A 14,870-nucleotide genomic window follows, 5' to 3' on the forward strand; every position below is an offset into this window, starting at 1 on the left:
CTGTCCTCGAACGCCAGAGCCTCCCATGTCCGACGCGCCCCAGTTCCCCCCCGAAACCCAGCCGGTCGGCCGGATCATCGCCATGCCGGCCGACACCAACCCCGAAGGCGACATCTTCGGCGGCTGGTTGCTGGCCCAGATGGACGTGGCCGGCGCGACTCCTGCCTTTGAACTGGCCCAGGGACGCTGCGCCACCGTGGCCCTGGACGGCATGGTGTTTCACCAGCCCGTCTCCGTCGGCGACGAGGTCAGCATCTACGCCAAGGTCATCGGCACGGGCCGCACCTCGATCCGCATCCATGTCGAGGCCTGGAAGCGGTCGCGCGGTCAGCCGCTGGCTACGTCTGTGCGCGTGACCCAGGGCGTCTTCACCTATGTGGCCATCGACCAGAACCGCAAGCCGCGCCCCCTGCCGGGCAAGGAATAGAGCCGCAGGCCGCCCGCCAGGCCTCGACTCCGTCTCCGGCTTCAGACTAGTTTCGACCGGGGGACGTCATGATCATCATCGCTGCCTATGTCGCCGGTCTGTTTCTGATCCTGCGCGAAGCCATCCCTTGGATTCGCGCGGTCTCCTCCGGCGAAATCCAGACGCGCGGCCATCGGCGTCAGACGATTCGCCGCGCTGAGGACCCTCAAAGATTCGCAGCCCTGGCCAAGAGCCGTTTTAAGGCCATGGGTCTGGGCGCCGTCGTCCTGGCCTGCGCCGTCGGCTGGACGGTGTGGGGGGTCTTGAGCGTCATCCTGCGCGCTTGAGGGGGCAGGCCCCTCCGACGGCGGAAATCTTGACCTGTCGCCAGGTCGCGCCTACGTCCCGACCATGGCCATCCGACGTATCCTCACCATCGACAATGCCGCCGACCTGGCGATCCTGAAACAGGTGTCCCAGCCGGTGGCCGCTGTCGATGACGCCGTGCGCGCCCTGATGGACGACATGCTGGAGACCATGTACGCGGCGCCGGGCATCGGCCTGGCCGCCGTTCAGGTCGGCGCCCTGGACCGGGTCATCGTCATGGACCTGGGCGATCGCGACGGAACGGTCTGCGAAACGGAAGAGGAAGACACGCCGGAGGCCGCCGAGGCGCGCCGGAACCCGCGCTTCTTCGCCAATCCTGAGATTCTGTGGGCGTCGGACGAACTCTACACCTATGAAGAGGGCTGCCTGTCCATCCCCGAGTATTTCGACAAGGTGGAACGCCCGGCCCGCGTCCGCATTCGCTATCTGAACCGTGACGGTCAGTCGGTGGAGGAAGAGGCTTCGGGCCTCTACGCCGTCTGCATCCAGCACGAGATGGACCATCTTAACGGCGTGCTCTTCATCGACCACCTGTCGCGGCTGAAGCGGGAACGCGCCGTGACCAAGGTCAAGAAGGCCGCCAAGGACAGGATCGCCGCCTGATGACGAAGCGCAACCCTCGCCCCATCCGGCGCGGCCAGCCCCTGGTCATCGACACCCAAGGGCGCCGTCGCTTGACGCGCAGCCAGAAGATTGGCGTCGCCGGGGTCGCGACCCTCGCCGGCGTGGCCTTGCTGGGCGTGGTGGCGGGCCTGCTGCTGGACCGGTTGCTCGATTTCGACGACGCCCTGGACGCCGGCGGCGAGTGGGATGAGGGCGGCGGCGTCTTCACCCGCTGGCAGTAAACCTCTAAAGGCGAGCCCATGCGCCTTGCCTTCATGGGAACTCCAGATTTCGCCGTGCCGTCCCTGGCCGAGCTTCTCGCCTCGGGCCACGAGATCGTCGCCGTCTATTCGCAGCCGCCGCGCCCGAAGGGCCGGGGCCGGAAGCTGACGCCGTCGCCGGTTCACGCCTTCGCCGAGACCATGGGTCTGCCGGTCTTCACGCCCGAGAGCATGAAGTCGCCCGAGGCCGTCGCCGACTTCCAGAGCCTGGACCTCGACGCCGCCTGCGTCGTCGCCTACGGCCAGATCCTGAACGCCCAGGTGCTGGCCGCGCCCCGACTGGGCTGCCTGAACCTGCACGGCTCGCTGCTGCCCCGCTGGCGCGGGGCCGCGCCGATCCAGAGGGCCATCATGGCCGGCGATGCCGAGACCGGGGTCCAGATCATGCAGATGAGCCTGGGCCTGGACGAAGGGCCGATCCTGCTCAGCGAAATCATGGACATCCGGCCCGACGACACGGCCGCCAGCCTGTCCGAGCGCATGGCCCATGTCGGCGCCGCCCTGTGGCCCCGCGCCCTGGCCGCCATCGAGCGCGGCGGCGTCGCGCCAACCGAACAGGTCGGCGAACCCACCTACGCCCGGAAAATCACCCCCGCCGAGGCCCGCATCGACTGGACCCGCCCGGCGGCCGAGGTGGACGCCCATATCCGCGGCCTGTCGCCCTTCCCCGGCGCCTGGTTCGAGGCCCCCTCGGAAGCCGGCCCGGTTCGGATCAAGGCCCTGCTGTCGGCCCTGGCGGAGGGATCGGGCGCGCCTGGAACCGTGCTGGACGACGCCCTGACCGTGGCCTGCGGGACCGGCGCTGTGCGGCTGATCCGGGTTCAGCGCGAGGGCAAGGCGGCGCAATCGGCCGATGAGATGCTGCGCGGCTTTGCCCTGCCGGCCGGGACTGTGCTCGGCTGATGCCGCGCTACAAGCTGACCCTGGAATACGACGGCACGGCCTACAACGGCTTTCAGGCTCAGGAGGACCAGCCGACGGTGCAGGGCGCGGTCGAGGCCGCCATACTGGCCTTTTCAGGCGAGCGGGTGCGGATCGCCGCCGCCGGCCGCACCGACACGGGCGTCCATGCGACGGCCCAGGTGATCCATGCCGATCTGGAGCGCGACTGGCCGGTCGATACGGTGCTGAACGCCGTCAACGCCCATCTGATCAAACAGGACGTCTGCGTCCTGGCGGCCGAATACGCGCCCGATCCCGACTGGCACGCGCGGTTCTCCGCGACCGGCCGGGGTTATCTGTACCGGATCCTGAACCGCCGTCCTCAACCCGTTTTGGAGCGGGACCGGGTCTGGCACGTCAAGAAGAGCCTGGACGCCGAGGCCATGCACCATGCGGCCCAGGTTCTGGTCGGCCTGCACGACTTCACCACCTTCCGCGACGTGGGCTGCCAGTCCAAGTCGCCGGTCAAGACCCTGGACGTGGCGCGCGTCAGCCGGTTCGGCGAGGAGGTGCATCTGGTCTTTCAGGCCCGCAGCTTCCTGCACCGCCAGGTCCGGTCCATGGCCGGCACCCTGGTGGAGGTGGGTCTGGGCCGCTGGACCGCCCGTGACGTCAAGGCGGCGCTGGAGGCGAAGGACCGCGCCCGGTGCGGCCCCGTCGCCCCCTCGGCGGGGCTCTATCTCAGCGGCGTGCGCTACGACTGAACCCCGCCTAGACCGGTCAGCCGCGCTGCTGAACCAGCACCTCGGCGATCTGAACCGCGTTCAGGGCCGCGCCCTTCCTCAGATTGTCGTTCGAGACGAACAGAGCCAGGCCGTGCTCGACCGTCGGGTCGGGACGCACCCGACCGACGAAGACTGGGTCCTGGCCTGCGGCCTCCAGCGGGTTCGGCACGGCCGTGACCACCACGCCCGGCGCTTGAGCCAGCAAGTCCAGCGCCGTCTCGACCGACATCGCGCGCTCGAACTCGGCGTTGATCGACAGGGAGTGGCCGGTGAAGACCGGCACCCGGACGCAGGTGCCCGAGACCGGCAGGCCGGGAATGTCCAGGATCTTGCGGCTCTCGTCCCGCAGCTTCAGCTCCTCGTCGGTATAGCCGTCCTCGCCCAGCTTGTAGTTCAGGGCCACCACATTGGCGGCGATCGGCACGACCCACTTTTCCGGCGCGCCGAAGTCCACGGCCCCGCCGTCGCGGGCCAGGGCCGCGCCCTGCCCCACGATGGCGCGCGCCTGGTCCTCCAGCACGCGAATGCCCTCGATCCCGCCGCCCGAGACGGCCTGATAGGTCGAGACGGTCAGGCGCTTCAGCCCCGCCGCGTCATGCAGGGGCTTCAGCACCGGCATGGCGGCCATGGTGGTGCAGTTGGGGTTGGCGATGATCCCCTTGGGCAGGTCAGCCAGGGCGTGGGGGTTCACCTCGGCCACCACCAGCGGCACCTGGGGGTCGCTGCGCCAGGCGGACGAGTTGTCGATCACCACCGCCCCAGCGGCCGCCACCTTGGGCGCCAGGGCCCTGGACGTATCCCCGCCGGCCGAGAAGAAGACGATGTCCAGACCGGCGTAGTCGGCGGTCGCCGCATCCTCGACCACGATCTCGGTCTCGCCGAAGCGGATCGTCCTACCGGCCGACCGGGCCGAGGCGAACAGGCGCAGCGAGGCCAGAGGGAAGTTCCGCTCGGCCAGCAGGCCGCGCATCATCTCGCCGACGAGGCCGGTGGCGCCGACGATACCGACGTGGGGCGGGTTGGACGGGGAAAAGGACATTCAGGCGTCTCCTGGGAGGGTGGAGGCGCGGGGTTCAGCCGGATCGACCGCCCCGCGCATCGGCGGGGCTGGGTTCGAGTGGGCGCTTCAGACCTCGCGCATACCCGAAACCGCCCCGCCGAAGCCGGTGGTTTTCAGGGTAATCGCTTTGGTCATGGAGAGGGTCACAGCTAAGCTGTCTAGGACCGAAACCCCGGTCTGTAAACCTCAGACGGGCGGGGCGGTCGTCTGCAACAGGGCCTGGCGGCGGCGGACACGTTCACGCCAAGCCGTATAGAGGCCGCTGGCGGCGATCAGGGCGGCGCCGGCCAGGGTGTCGGCGGTCGGGGTGGTCTTCATCAGCCAGGCGCCGAAGGCGACGGCGCCGAGAATCTGCAGATAGTCGAACGGGGCCACGACGGCGACGGGCGCCTTTTGCAGGGAGGCGGTCATCAACAGCTGGGCGACGCCGCCCGCCAGGCCCGACCCGGCCAGGAGGGCGAAGGTCGTCAGGGCGTGCATCCGGCCGACGAAGGGCAGAAGCAGGGCGCCGACGATGGACGAGCAGACGAAGAACCAAAAGACGATCGCCGCCACATGTTCGGTGTCGCGCAGCTGCCGCAGGGTGATCGTGACCGCCGCCGTCAGAAGGGCGGCGGCCAGGCCGAAGCCGACGCCGGCCAAAGGCAAGGGGGCTGAGTTCGCCCCGGAAACAAGCGACAGGGGGCGGGTGACGATCAGCACGCCGATGAATCCGACCGCTACCGCCGCCCAGCGCCGGGGGCCGACCGCCTCCTTCAGAATGAGGAAGGACAGGATGGTGGCGAAGATCGGGGCGGTGAAGCTGATGGTCGTGGCCTCGGCCAGCGGCAGAAGCGTCAGGGTCTGGAAGACGCACAGGATGGAGGCGACGCCCAGGGCGCTGCGGCCCAGATGCGCCAGGGGGCGGCGCGTGGCCAGGCCCGCCAGGCCGCCCGGCTGGGTCAGCACCCAGATCAACACCACCGGCAGGCCGAAGAAGGCGCGGTAGAACAGCATCTCCGGCGCGGTGACCCCGTCCAGGGAGGCCAGTTTCAGAACCGCCGCCATGATGGAAAAGGCGCCCGCCGCGGCGATTCGAAGGGCGATGCCCCTCGCAATGTCTTCGCTTCCGGTCGTCTTGCTCATGCCGCTCCTGTCGCAGGAACCCATAGGCCTTCGCGTCGCCGCCGCCCACCCCGGCGGAGCGATTTCCATCCGGCCGCGTTAAGCCTCCGGATCGGCAAGCTTCGCTGCAACATCGACAGGGTTCGGAGGCGCTCTATGGAAAATCTGCTGGATCAGATCGGTCAATTTCTGAACGGCCTCTTGGGCCTGGCCAGCGCCGGTTTCGACGGCGTCAATCAGGTCATGGGTCTGATCATCGCCGTGATCGCCGCCCTGATGATGGTCGACTGGCGATCCTTGGGCTCAACGGCCTTGGGGGCGACCCTGGTTCATCTGATCGTCCTGGCCGTCCTGCCCGTCCTGAACGGCGGCGACTTCGCCCTGCCGGCCATCCTGACGGCGGGGTTTTGGCTGACGGGCCTGGCCCTGTTCCTGGGCTACGCCATCGTCATCGCCGTCTTCTTCTTCATCAAGACCTTGCTGACGGGCGCGGCCTTCGGGCGCCGCAGGGTGCTGCACTGAGTTCAGCGGGCTCGGGCGGCCGGGCGCGGCTTCAAGCCTGCCGGAAGCCCAGCACGTCCTGCATGTCGTAAAGGCCGGCGCGGCGGGTGCGGACCCAGGCGGCCGCCGCCACAGCCCCCTTGGCGAAAAGCGACCGGTCGATGGCCGAATGGCTGAGGGTCAGGACCTCGTCTTCCGAGGCGAACAGCACCGTATGTTCGCCGATGATGCCGCCGCCCCGGATCGAGGAGAAGCCGATCTTGCCGGTCTCGCGCTCGCCCTGGACGCCGTCATAGGGTTTGGAGCGGATCTCGGCCAGGTCCGTGAAGCGGCCCTCGGCGGCGGCCTCGCCCAGCATCAGGGCGGTGCCGGACGGAGAATCCACCTTGCGGCGGTGGTGGGCCTCGGTGATCTCGATGTCCCAGTCCTGGGCGTCCAGACGCTGGGCCGCGTGCTGGACCAGGCCGATCAGGATGTTCACGCCCAGGGAGAAGTTGCCGCTCTTGACGATGGCGATCTTCTCGGCGGCCTTCATCAGCTCGGCCTCCTGGGCCGGGGTGAAGCCGGTGGAGCCGATGACCAGGGCCGGGCCGCCGCGCTCGGCCGCAGACTGGGCCAGGGCGACCGAGGCGTCCGGCGTCGAAAAGTCGATGATGACGTCGCACAGGGAGATGTCGGCGGTCTCGCCCCAGTCGAACCGGGCGGCGACGACGACGTCCTCGCGCGCATCCAGAACCTGTGACACCGCGCGACCCATCCGGCCGCGATAGCCGGAAATGCCGGCGTGGAAGATGGCGCTCAAACCGCGTTCTCTTTCGACCCGTCCGCATCCTGGCTGCCCAGGATGTCGGCCCAGAAGCGCTTCGCCTTGCCGGCGAAGCTGGAATTCCGGGGGTTCTGCGCCTCGCCGAAGGACAGGGCAAGCTCTTGCAGCAATTCCTTCTGACGCGGGGTCAGGTCGGTGGGGGTTTCGACGAACAGTTCGACGACCAGATCGCCGCGCGCGCGGCCGTTCAGATGGGGCATGCCCTTGCCCTTGATCCGCACGGTCTTGCCGGTCTGGGCGCCGGCGGGCACCTGGACGGCGGCCTTGCACTTGCCGTCGCAGGCGTCGGAGACCAGGCAGGGGGCGTCGATCTCGCCGCCCAGAGCCGCCACCGTCATCGGCACGGGCACGGTGACCAGCAGGTCGAGGTTGTCGCGCTCGAACAGGTCGTGTGGCGTCACCGACAGGAAGACGTACAGGTCGCCGCGCGGGCCGCCGCGCTGGCCGGCGTCGCCCTCGCCGGTCAGGCGGATGCGCGAGCCGTCATCGACGCCGGCGGGGATCTTCAGGTTCAGGGTGCGGGTCTTCCGCACCTGGCCGTGCCCGTGGCAGGTCGTGCACGGGTCGGCGATCATCTGGCCCGCGCCGTGGCAGCGGGGGCAGGTCCGCTCGACCTGGAAGAAGCCGTTGGCCTGGCGCACGCGTCCGGCGCCGTTGCAGGTGGTGCAGGTGACGGGCTTGGTGCCCGGCTTGGCCCCCGAACCCTCGCAGGTCTCGCAGGTCAGGGTGGCGGGCACGTCGATCTGGACCTCGGCCCCGCGATAGGCCTGCTCCAGCGAGATCTCCAGGTCGTAGCGCAGGTCCGAGCCGCGGCGCGGTCCGCCCTGCTGGCCGCGGCCCTGGCGGCCGCCGAAGGCGTCCCCGAAAGCGTCGCCGAAGACCTGGGAGAAGATGTCGTTGAGGTCGGAGAAGCCCTGGCCCTGGCCGAAGGGATTGCCGCCCCCGCCGCCGTTGACCCCGGCGTGGCCGAACCGGTCATAGGCCGCCCGCTTCTGGTCGTCGGACAGGACCGTATAGGCCTCGGAAATCTCCTTGAACTTGGCCATGGACTCTTCCGAGCCGCCGTTCCGGTCCGGGTGGTGGATCATGGCCAGCTTGCGATAGGCCGATTTCAGGCCGGCGGCGTCGATCGTCCGCTCGACGCCCAGAATTTCGTAATAGTCACGCGCCATCGGGCGTCAGTCCTCATTACTTCCCCTGCCGCCCGGCCCGAACCTCTGCGGGCTCTGGAAAAGGCGGTGTCCCGGCTGACATGGGGGCCGGAACGCTTGATGCAAGTTTCATGAAAAGACCCCGCCTATCGCAAGACAAGCGGGGCCGTATCATTTCAGCGGCCTGTTGCGGATCAGGCGCTCTTCTTCTCGTCGGAGTCCGAGACGTCCTCGAACTCCGCATCCACCACGCCGTCGTCAGCCGGCTGGCCTTCGGCGGGCGCGCCCTGCTGGGCGGCGTACATGGCTTCGCCCAGTTTCATCGAGGCCTGGACCAGGGTGTTGGTCTTGGCGCGGATGTCCTCGGCGTCCGTACCCTCGCGGGCGGTCTTCAGGTCGGCCAGAGCGGTCTCGATCGCGGTCTTGACGTCGGCCTCGACCTTGTCGCCGTGGTCGGCCAGGGCCTTTTCGGTCGAGTGGATCAGGCTGTCGGCGGCGTTCTGAGCCTCGACCAGATCCTTGCGGGCCTTGTCGGCGGCGGCGTTGGCCTCGGCTTCCTTGACCATCTTGTCGATGTCGGCGTCCGACAGGCCGCCGTTGGCCTGGATGCGGATCGACTGCTCCTTGTTGGTCGCCTTGTCCTTGGCCGAGACGTTGACGATGCCGTTGGCGTCGATGTCGAAGGCGACCTCGATCTGCGGCATGCCGCGCGGCGCCGGGGGGATGCCCATCAGGTCGAATTGACCCAGGAGCTTGTTGTCCGCCGCCATCGGGCGCTCGCCCTGGAAGACCCGGATCGTCACGGCCGACTGGTTGTCGTCGGCGGTCGAGAAGGTCTGGCTCTTCTTGGTCGGGATGGTGGTGTTGCGCTCGATCAGCGGGGTGAAGACGCCGCCCAGGGTCTCGATGCCCAGGGTCAGGGGCGTCACGTCCAGCAGCAGCACGTCCTTGACGTCGCCCTGCAGAACCCCGGCCTGAACCGCGGCGCCCAGGGCCACGACTTCATCGGGGTTCACGCCCTTGTGCGGCTCCTTGCCGAAGAAGGCCTTCACGGCCTCCTGCACCTTGGGCATGCGGGTCATGCCGCCGACCAGGACGACCTCGTCGATGTCCGAGGCCTTCAGGCCGGCGTCGGCCAGCGCCTTCTTGCACGGCTCGATGGTGCGGGCGACCAGGTCGTCGACCAGGGCCTCCAGCTTGGCGCGCGACAGCTTGATGTTCAGGTGCAGCGGGCCCGAGGCGTTCATGGTGATGAAGGGCAGATTGACCTCGTACTGGGTCGTGGAGCTGAGCTCCTTCTTGGCCTTCTCCGCCTCTTCGCGCAGGCGCTGCAGGGCCAGCTTGTCCTGGCGCAGGTCAACGCCCTGTTCCTTCTTGAACTCGTCGGCCAGATAGTCGGCCAGGCGCACGTCGAAGTCCTCGCCGCCCAGGAAGGTGTCGCCGTTGGTCGACTTCACCTCGAAGACGCCGTCGCCGATCTCCAGGATCGAGACGTCGAAGGTGCCGCCGCCCAGGTCATAGACGGCGATCTTCTGGCCGTCGTTCTTCTCCAGGCCATAAGCCAGGGCGGCCGCGGTCGGCTCGTTGATGATGCGCAGGACTTCCAGGCCGGCGATCTTGCCGGCGTCCTTGGTGGCCTGGCGCTGGCTGTCGTTGAAATAGGCCGGAACGGTGATGACGGCCTGGGTCACCTTCTCGCCCAGATAGGCCTCGGCGGCCTCCTTCATCTTGGTCAGGGTGAAGGCCGAAATCTGCTGGGGCGAATAGTCCTTGCCGTGCGCACGCACCCAGGCGTCGCCGTTCGGACCCTTGACGATCTCATAGGGCACCATGCCCTTGTCCTTCGCCACGACGGGATCGTCGAAGTTGCGGCCGATCAGGCGCTTGATGGCGAAGAAGGTGTTGGCCGGGTTGGTGACGGCCTGACGCTTGGCCGGCTGACCCACCAGGGTCTCGCCGCCGTCCTGAAGGGCGACCACCGAGGGGGTGGTGCGGGCGCCTTCGGCGTTCTCGATGACCTTGGGGTTCTTGCCGTCCATGACGGCCACGCAGGAGTTGGTGGTGCCGAGGTCGATGCCGATAATCTTGGCCATGGGCGTACTGTTCTCTCCGTATCGGCGGGCGATGCGGCGGCCTTCGATGAAGCGCCGCGCGTGACCGCCCCCTGTGGGTTGGCGTGATGGTGCCGGATAGCCCCAAATTTCTCGGGGTTTCTCCGAAGCTGGCCCCGATATGGGAAAGTCCCATACGGCTGCAAGGGCGTTCTGCGATTCAGCGATGCGCCGGCCCCGGTTTTCCCGCAGGATGAGGCCATGTCCCCGGTTTCAGCATGATTTCAGAGGTCCAAACCGCCGTTCAAGGCTTCCGCCTGTGGCCCGGCGCCCTGGACGGTCCGGCCCAGGCCGATCTGGTCGATGCCGTGTTCGCGCGTCTGGAGGCTGCGCCCCTTTATCGGCCGATCACCCCTGGCGGGCGGCCGTTTTCGGTGCAGATGAGCAATTTCGGGCCGCTGGGCTGGGTCTCGGACCGCAGCGGCTATCGCTATCAGCCGACGCACCCGCAGACCGGGCGGGCCTGGCCGGATATTCCGCCGGTGCTGCTCGACTTGTGGCGGGCGACCGTCGGCGGGCCTCAGCAGCCGGACGCCTGTCTGGTCAATCTGTACCGCGAGGGGGCGAAGATGGGCCTGCACCAGGACAGGGACGAGGCGGACCTGACGGCTCCGGTTCTTTCGGTGTCGCTGGGCGAGGCGGCCCTGTTCCGTATCGGGGCGGTCGAGGGCGGTCGCACTGCGACGCTGCGGCTGGACAGCGGCGACGTCTGCGCCCTGACCGGGCCGGCGCGACTGGCCCGGCACGGGGTCGACCGCGTCCTGGCGGGCTCGTCGCGCCTGATCCCGGGCGGGGGACGGCTGAATCTGACCCTGCGCGTGGCGGGGATCAATCCTCGATGACCTCGTGGGCGCCGGCGCCGCCGAGGCGCCAATAGCCTGCCGCCTTCACGGACTTGGCCGAAAAGCCGAGCGCCAGCACGCGTGTGCGCAGGGCCTTGGCCACGGCGGATTCGGCGGCGATCCAGACATAGGCGTCCTTGCGATCCACCTCGGTCAGGGCCCGATCCGCCGCCGTCAGCAAGGCGTCGGAACGGCCTCGGGGCGCGCCGTCGCGGATCGCCCAGGTAAAGGCGACATCTGCGGCGCTTTCGAAGGTCCAGGTCGACTCCATATCCGCAACCTCGACCACCACATGGGCGCGTGCGTCGGCGGGCAGTTCCTCCAGACGGCGGGCGATGGCCGGAAGGGCGGTCTCGTCGCCGATCAGCACATGATCGGCATAGGCGGTGGGGACGATGAAGGAGCCGCGCGGCCCCCCCACCCCCAGGACCGAGCGGGTCTTCGCCGCCATGGCCCATTCGGTCGCCGGACCGCCGTGGCCGGTGACGAAGTCCAGGGTCAGGCGACGGGCGGCGGCGTCATAGGCGCGGGGGGTGTAGTCGCGCATCACCGGGCGCGGCTCGGCGAAGACTGGACCGTCCGGCCCGAGCGTCGGCAGGACCGGCGCCTGACCCTCGGCGACCGGGAAGATCTTCACATGGTCGTCGAAGCCCAGGGAGACGAAGCCGTCCAGATCCGCGCCTTCCAGCACGATGCGGCGATAGGTCGGCGTCAGATCCTCGATCGAGGCGACGGCCAGGGTGCGGAACTTCAGTTCGTGCCGCACGCGACGCGGGATGCGCAAGAGCCCGGTCATGCCTGTTCCACCTTGTCGGCGGCCTCGTTCAGTATGGCGGCGATGGCCTGAATCTGGGCCTCGGTCAGGGCGGTCTCGCCCGTCAGACGGCCGTGAATCGTGTGGCGCAGGCGGCCGATGGCGTCCTGGATGGCGGTCGGCCTGAGGGCGCGGGCGGCGAACTTGTCCATCGTCGCCTCGGCGGCGCGCAGGATCGCCTCGTTCTCGGCCAGCAGGGCGCGCCCGGCCTCGGTGATCGAATAGAGTTTCTTGCCGCCCTGGGCCTCGGAGTCCAGCGCGCCCATTTCCTCCAGCAGGGTCAGGCTGGGATAGATGACGCCGGGGCTGGGCGAATAGGCGCCGCCCAGTTTCGTCTCGACCGCCTTGATCAACTCATAGCCGTGGCTGGGCTTTTCGGCGATCAGCGACAGCAGGACCCAGCGCAGGGTCCCGTGGTCGAACAGGCGGCCGCCGCCGTGGCGTCCGGGCCCATGGCCGCGCCCTCGCCCTTCGCCGCCCCAGCCCGGACCGAAGCCCGCGCCGCGTCCGCCGCGCATGCCTCGCCCGAAGGCGTGGCCGAAGCCGCCGTGACGGCCATGTTTTTCGCCGCATCCGTTGCGGCCGTGGAACATCCCCGTGGTCCTCATCATCGCTTCCTTTTCGATATATCTATTCACAAGTTTTCAGATATATCGAAATATCGAAATCCGCAAGGGGGGCTGGTTTTCGGCGCGCCGCTGCGGCGTATGTCCAGGATGGACGATCTGAAACGCCGCTGGGCCCGCCTCGAACCCCATCTGACCATCGTCGGCCCGGACGACGATCGGCCCCGCCCGGCGGTCCTGCTGTTCCACGGCTGCGGCGGTCTGCGCAGCCATCTGCCCCGCTATGCGGAGGCGGCGAAGGCGGCCGGCTGGCGGGCCTTCATCGTCGATTCCTATGGGCCGCGCGGATGGGGCCGGGCCTTCACCCTGACGGCGGTCTGCACCGGCCTGGCCTTCCGGGGCTATGAGCGGGCCGGCGACGTCCTGGCGGCGATCCAGGGGATTTCGGCCCGCCCGGACGTGCACGCGACCCGGCTGGCCCTGGCCGGCTGGAGCCACGGCGGCTGGTCGATCATGGAGATGATGAGCGCCGACCCTGCGCCCAACACCCTGGGCGTGGCCGATCCCGGTGCGGCCGACCTGTCGGGTGTTCGCGCCGTCTGGCTGGCCTATCCCTATATAGGGCCCTTCGCCTTCAACCGGATGAAGCCCTGGCGGCATTGCCCCCGGGTGCTGGCCGTCACCTGCAAACGCGACCATCTGACCACGGTGCGCAACGCCGAACTGGTCAACGCCATGATCCGCAACTGCGGCGCCGAGGTCGAGAGCTGGGTCGCCGCCGGCACCCACGCCTTCGACGAACCGACCAACAACGGCCCGATGCGCCACGACCCGGACCTGACCGAGGAATCCCTGCGCCGCTTCCGCGCCTTTCTGACCGACGTCGCGCCGCACGTTTGAAAAAAGAGTGCCGTCTCCGTCTTGACGATCGGCTTATCACGTAACAATTGAAGTTACATGAAAAGGGACTCCCGCCTCTCCAACATCCTCCACGCCCTGCTCCACATGGCCGAGTACGAGGCGCGGAGCGGCGCATCCATGACGTCGGATCAGCTGGCCGTCTGCCTGTCGACCCATCCGGTCGTGGTGCGCCGGACCATGGCGGGCCTGCGCGAACAGGGGCTGGTGGTCTCGGAAAAGGGGCGTGGCGGCGGCTGGCGGCTGGCCCGGCCGCTGGATCAGGTCACTCTGGGCCAGGTCAACACCGCTCTGGGCGAGCCCGGTCTGTTTCCCGAAACCCCGCCGGTCGAGGCCGACGGCTGCCTGGTCGAGGCGGCGGTCAACGACGCTCTGGCCGAGACCTACGCCGAGGCCCGCGCCCTGCTGGTCGCACGGCTGAACGAGATCACCCTGGCCGATCTGGCGGCGGACTTCGCGCGCCGAATGGCCGACCACCCAAAAAGGATCTGCTGAATGCCCATCTCAACCTCCATCGTCCCGAGTGAGCCCATGCCGCACGAAGCCCTGATCCTGGGCGGCTCCTACGCCGGCCTGTCCGCCGCCCAGCAACTGGTCCGCGCCCGTCGTCGGGTGCTGGTCATTGACGACGGAAAGCCGCGCAACAGGTTCGCCGCGCGCGCCCATGGGTTTTTGAGCCAGGACGGCAGGCCGGGGGCCGAGATCGCCGCCGCCGCTCGGGCCCAGGTCGCCGCCTATCCTACCGCAGCCTTTCGCATGGCCGAGGCGGTCGAGGTCGAGCGGATCGACGGCGGCTTTTCGGTCGTCTTCGCCGACGGGACGCGGACCACCGGCCGCCGTCTGCTGCTGTCGCACGGGGTCGAGGACGTGCTGCCGGACATTCCGGGCGTCAAGGAACGCTGGGGCCGGACGGCGCTCCACTGTCCCTGGTGCCACGGCTATGAGATCGGCGGCGGCTCGATCGGGGTGCTGGGGCGCGGCGACCATGCGGTCCAGTACGCCGCCACCGTGGCGGAGTGGGGCCAGGTCACCCTGTTCATGGGGCTGGAGGTCGGACTGTCGCCCGAGGACGCCCATCTGCTGTACCGGCGCGGCGTGACCATCGAGACCACGCCCATAGAGCGGCTGGAGGGGGACGCCCCCACCCTGACGGGCGCGCGCCTGGCCGACGGGCGGTTTGTGGCGTTAAAGGCCCTCTTCGTCGGCGCCCAGATCCAGGTCGGCAATCCTTTCGCCGAGCGCCTGGGGTGCGAAATGACCGACACGCCCATGGGCCGGGTGATCAAGGTGGACGGGATGCAGCAGACGACCCAGCCGGGCGTCTTCGCCGCCGGCGACCTGGCGCGGGCCGCGTCCAACATCACCCTGGCGACCTCGGACGGCATGATCGCCGGCCACGCCCTGTTCCGCTCGCTGGTGGAGGAGGAGACGCAGCGCGCGGCCTGATTGGCGCGGCGACAACATGTCGCCTTCCGCGCGAGTCTGATCAGGCTAGGTTGTGCGCATGCAAGTTTCCGCCAAGACATCCATCGCGCTCAAAGGGCTGCTCGTTCTGGGCGGCCTTGTTGCGCTCGTCGGGGCGGTCGGCATTCTCGGCGCGCCGGTCTTCATGGCAATGGCGCTGAACGGCTAG

Annotated in this window: 19 protein-coding genes; 12 read left to right on the plus strand and 7 right to left on the minus strand. The window is 68.7% G+C overall.

Translation table 11 applies throughout. The annotated features are described in order from the left end of the window. Positions 1–25: 25 nt before the first annotated feature. The 6 genes from AC07XS_RS05020 (at position 26) to truA (ending at position 3,323) form a co-directional block, all read left to right on the plus strand. A complete protein-coding gene (locus AC07XS_RS05020; RefSeq protein WP_182713738.1) occupies positions 26–427 on the plus strand; it encodes an acyl-CoA thioesterase in 402 nt (133 codons plus the stop codon). Positions 428–495: 68 nt separating this feature from the next. Further along, positions 496–753 carry a hypothetical protein gene (locus AC07XS_RS05025; protein ID WP_182713737.1) on the plus strand — a complete coding sequence of 86 codons (258 nt, stop codon included), beginning with the start codon at positions 496–498 and terminating at the stop codon, positions 751–753. A 64-nt stretch (positions 754–817) separates the two neighbouring features. Continuing rightward, positions 818–1,396 (plus strand): peptide deformylase, encoded by a 579-nt coding sequence (gene def, locus AC07XS_RS05030; RefSeq protein WP_182713736.1) that lies wholly within the window; start codon positions 818–820, stop codon positions 1,394–1,396. Next, positions 1,396–1,638 carry a hypothetical protein gene (locus tag AC07XS_RS05035; protein ID WP_182713735.1) on the plus strand — a complete coding sequence of 81 codons (243 nt, stop codon included), beginning with the start codon at positions 1,396–1,398 and terminating at the stop codon, positions 1,636–1,638. The genes def and AC07XS_RS05035 overlap by 1 nt, the downstream gene beginning before the upstream one ends. An 18-nt stretch (positions 1,639–1,656) precedes the next feature. Continuing rightward, entirely contained in the window at positions 1,657–2,580 is a 924-nt protein-coding gene (gene fmt / locus AC07XS_RS05040; RefSeq protein WP_182713734.1) for a methionyl-tRNA formyltransferase, read from the plus strand. Beyond that, positions 2,580–3,323: a tRNA pseudouridine(38-40) synthase TruA gene (gene truA / locus AC07XS_RS05045; RefSeq protein ID WP_182713733.1), complete on the plus strand. Its 744-nt coding sequence runs from the start codon at positions 2,580–2,582 to the stop codon at positions 3,321–3,323. The genes fmt and truA overlap by 1 nt, the downstream gene beginning before the upstream one ends. 16 nt (positions 3,324–3,339) lie before the next feature. Here truA and AC07XS_RS05050 read toward each other — a convergent pair whose 3' ends face one another. Continuing rightward, positions 3,340–4,383: an aspartate-semialdehyde dehydrogenase gene (locus AC07XS_RS05050; RefSeq protein WP_182713732.1), complete on the minus strand. Its 1,044-nt coding sequence runs from the start codon at positions 4,381–4,383 to the stop codon at positions 3,340–3,342. Between the two features lie 207 nt (positions 4,384–4,590). Further along, complete coding sequence (locus AC07XS_RS05055; protein WP_182713731.1) at positions 4,591–5,529, minus strand: DMT family transporter; 939 nt, start codon at positions 5,527–5,529, stop codon at positions 4,591–4,593. 135 nt (positions 5,530–5,664) lie between these two features. Between AC07XS_RS05055 and AC07XS_RS05060 the strand changes: the two genes are divergently transcribed. Continuing rightward, positions 5,665–6,030 carry a hypothetical protein gene (locus AC07XS_RS05060; protein WP_182713730.1) on the plus strand — a complete coding sequence of 122 codons (366 nt, stop codon included), beginning with the start codon at positions 5,665–5,667 and terminating at the stop codon, positions 6,028–6,030. A gap of 31 nt (positions 6,031–6,061) precedes the next feature. Here the strand turns inward: AC07XS_RS05060 and dapB are convergent, their stop codons facing one another. The 3 genes from dapB to dnaK all read right to left on the minus strand — a co-directional run bounded on the left by dapB (position 6,062) and on the right by dnaK (position 10,079). Then, positions 6,062–6,811 (minus strand): 4-hydroxy-tetrahydrodipicolinate reductase, encoded by a 750-nt coding sequence (gene dapB / locus AC07XS_RS05065; RefSeq protein ID WP_054764315.1) that lies wholly within the window; start codon positions 6,809–6,811, stop codon positions 6,062–6,064. Next, a complete protein-coding gene (dnaJ, locus tag AC07XS_RS05070; RefSeq protein ID WP_182713729.1) occupies positions 6,808–8,007 on the minus strand; it encodes a molecular chaperone DnaJ in 1,200 nt (399 codons plus the stop codon). Before dnaJ ends, dapB begins: the two co-directional genes overlap by 4 nt. A 173-nt stretch (positions 8,008–8,180) precedes the next feature. After that, positions 8,181–10,079 (minus strand): molecular chaperone DnaK, encoded by a 1,899-nt coding sequence (gene dnaK, locus AC07XS_RS05075; RefSeq protein ID WP_182713728.1) that lies wholly within the window; start codon positions 10,077–10,079, stop codon positions 8,181–8,183. A 236-nt stretch (positions 10,080–10,315) separates the two neighbouring features. Here dnaK and AC07XS_RS05080 point away from each other — a divergent pair, with 236 nt between their 5' ends. Continuing rightward, complete coding sequence (locus tag AC07XS_RS05080; RefSeq protein WP_054764312.1) at positions 10,316–10,939, plus strand: alpha-ketoglutarate-dependent dioxygenase AlkB; 624 nt, start codon at positions 10,316–10,318, stop codon at positions 10,937–10,939. Here the strand turns inward: AC07XS_RS05080 and AC07XS_RS05085 are convergent. Both AC07XS_RS05085 and AC07XS_RS05090 read right to left on the minus strand, forming a co-directional pair. Further along, complete coding sequence (locus AC07XS_RS05085; RefSeq protein WP_182713727.1) at positions 10,926–11,735, minus strand: siderophore-interacting protein; 810 nt, start codon at positions 11,733–11,735, stop codon at positions 10,926–10,928. The two genes, AC07XS_RS05080 and AC07XS_RS05085, sit on opposite strands and share 14 nt — an antisense overlap. Then, on the minus strand, positions 11,732–12,361 hold the full coding sequence (locus AC07XS_RS05090; protein ID WP_054766777.1) for a PadR family transcriptional regulator: 630 nt from the start codon (positions 12,359–12,361) through the stop codon (positions 11,732–11,734). The genes AC07XS_RS05085 and AC07XS_RS05090 overlap by 4 nt, the downstream gene beginning before the upstream one ends. A 108-nt stretch (positions 12,362–12,469) precedes the next feature. On the opposite strand from AC07XS_RS05090, the gene AC07XS_RS05095 reads away from it, so the two are divergent. The 4 genes from AC07XS_RS05095 to AC07XS_RS05110 are packed head-to-tail and all read left to right on the plus strand — an operon-like array spanning position 12,470 to position 14,870. Next, on the plus strand, positions 12,470–13,219 hold the full coding sequence (locus AC07XS_RS05095) for a dienelactone hydrolase family protein (RefSeq protein WP_054764310.1): 750 nt from the start codon (positions 12,470–12,472) through the stop codon (positions 13,217–13,219). Between the two features lie 57 nt (positions 13,220–13,276). After that, positions 13,277–13,732: an Rrf2 family transcriptional regulator gene (locus tag AC07XS_RS05100; RefSeq protein WP_054764309.1), complete on the plus strand. Its 456-nt coding sequence runs from the start codon at positions 13,277–13,279 to the stop codon at positions 13,730–13,732. Next, positions 13,733–14,683, plus strand: coding sequence for an NAD(P)/FAD-dependent oxidoreductase (locus AC07XS_RS05105; protein ID WP_228184930.1), 951 nt, complete (start codon positions 13,733–13,735; stop codon positions 14,681–14,683). A 58-nt stretch (positions 14,684–14,741) separates the two neighbouring features. Then, a complete protein-coding gene (locus tag AC07XS_RS05110; protein ID WP_260171187.1) occupies positions 14,742–14,870 on the plus strand; it encodes a hypothetical protein in 129 nt (42 codons plus the stop codon).

It is taken from the genome of Brevundimonas sp. GW456-12-10-14-LB3, from assembly GCF_059424365.1.

Excerpts from the sequence above, each read along its gene's own strand:
- AC07XS_RS05020 (WP_182713738.1), top strand. The coding sequence starts at position 26 with ATGTCCGACGCGCCCCAGTTCCCCCCCGAAACCCAGCCGGTCGGCCGG.
- AC07XS_RS05025 (WP_182713737.1), top strand. The coding sequence starts at position 496 with ATGATCATCATCGCTGCCTATGTCGCCGGTCTGTTTCTGATCCTGCGC.
- def (WP_182713736.1), top strand. The coding sequence starts at position 818 with ATGGCCATCCGACGTATCCTCACCATCGACAATGCCGCCGACCTGGCG.
- AC07XS_RS05035 (WP_182713735.1), top strand. The coding sequence starts at position 1,396 with ATGACGAAGCGCAACCCTCGCCCCATCCGGCGCGGCCAGCCCCTGGTC.
- fmt (WP_182713734.1), top strand. The coding sequence starts at position 1,657 with ATGCGCCTTGCCTTCATGGGAACTCCAGATTTCGCCGTGCCGTCCCTG.
- truA (WP_182713733.1), top strand. The coding sequence starts at position 2,580 with ATGCCGCGCTACAAGCTGACCCTGGAATACGACGGCACGGCCTACAAC.
- AC07XS_RS05050 (WP_182713732.1), bottom strand. The coding sequence starts at position 4,383 with ATGTCCTTTTCCCCGTCCAACCCGCCCCACGTCGGTATCGTCGGCGCC.
- AC07XS_RS05055 (WP_182713731.1), bottom strand. The coding sequence starts at position 5,529 with ATGAGCAAGACGACCGGAAGCGAAGACATTGCGAGGGGCATCGCCCTT.
- AC07XS_RS05060 (WP_182713730.1), top strand. The coding sequence starts at position 5,665 with ATGGAAAATCTGCTGGATCAGATCGGTCAATTTCTGAACGGCCTCTTG.
- dnaJ (WP_182713729.1), bottom strand. The coding sequence starts at position 8,007 with ATGGCGCGTGACTATTACGAAATTCTGGGCGTCGAGCGGACGATCGAC.
- dnaK (WP_182713728.1), bottom strand. The coding sequence starts at position 10,079 with ATGGCCAAGATTATCGGCATCGACCTCGGCACCACCAACTCCTGCGTG.
- AC07XS_RS05080 (WP_054764312.1), top strand. The coding sequence starts at position 10,316 with ATGATTTCAGAGGTCCAAACCGCCGTTCAAGGCTTCCGCCTGTGGCCC.
- AC07XS_RS05085 (WP_182713727.1), bottom strand. The coding sequence starts at position 11,735 with ATGACCGGGCTCTTGCGCATCCCGCGTCGCGTGCGGCACGAACTGAAG.
- AC07XS_RS05090 (WP_054766777.1), bottom strand. The coding sequence starts at position 12,361 with ATGAGGACCACGGGGATGTTCCACGGCCGCAACGGATGCGGCGAAAAA.
- AC07XS_RS05095 (WP_054764310.1), top strand. The coding sequence starts at position 12,470 with ATGGACGATCTGAAACGCCGCTGGGCCCGCCTCGAACCCCATCTGACC.
- AC07XS_RS05100 (WP_054764309.1), top strand. The coding sequence starts at position 13,277 with ATGAAAAGGGACTCCCGCCTCTCCAACATCCTCCACGCCCTGCTCCAC.
- AC07XS_RS05105 (WP_228184930.1), top strand. The coding sequence starts at position 13,733 with ATGCCCATCTCAACCTCCATCGTCCCGAGTGAGCCCATGCCGCACGAA.
- AC07XS_RS05110 (WP_260171187.1), top strand. The coding sequence starts at position 14,742 with ATGCAAGTTTCCGCCAAGACATCCATCGCGCTCAAAGGGCTGCTCGTT.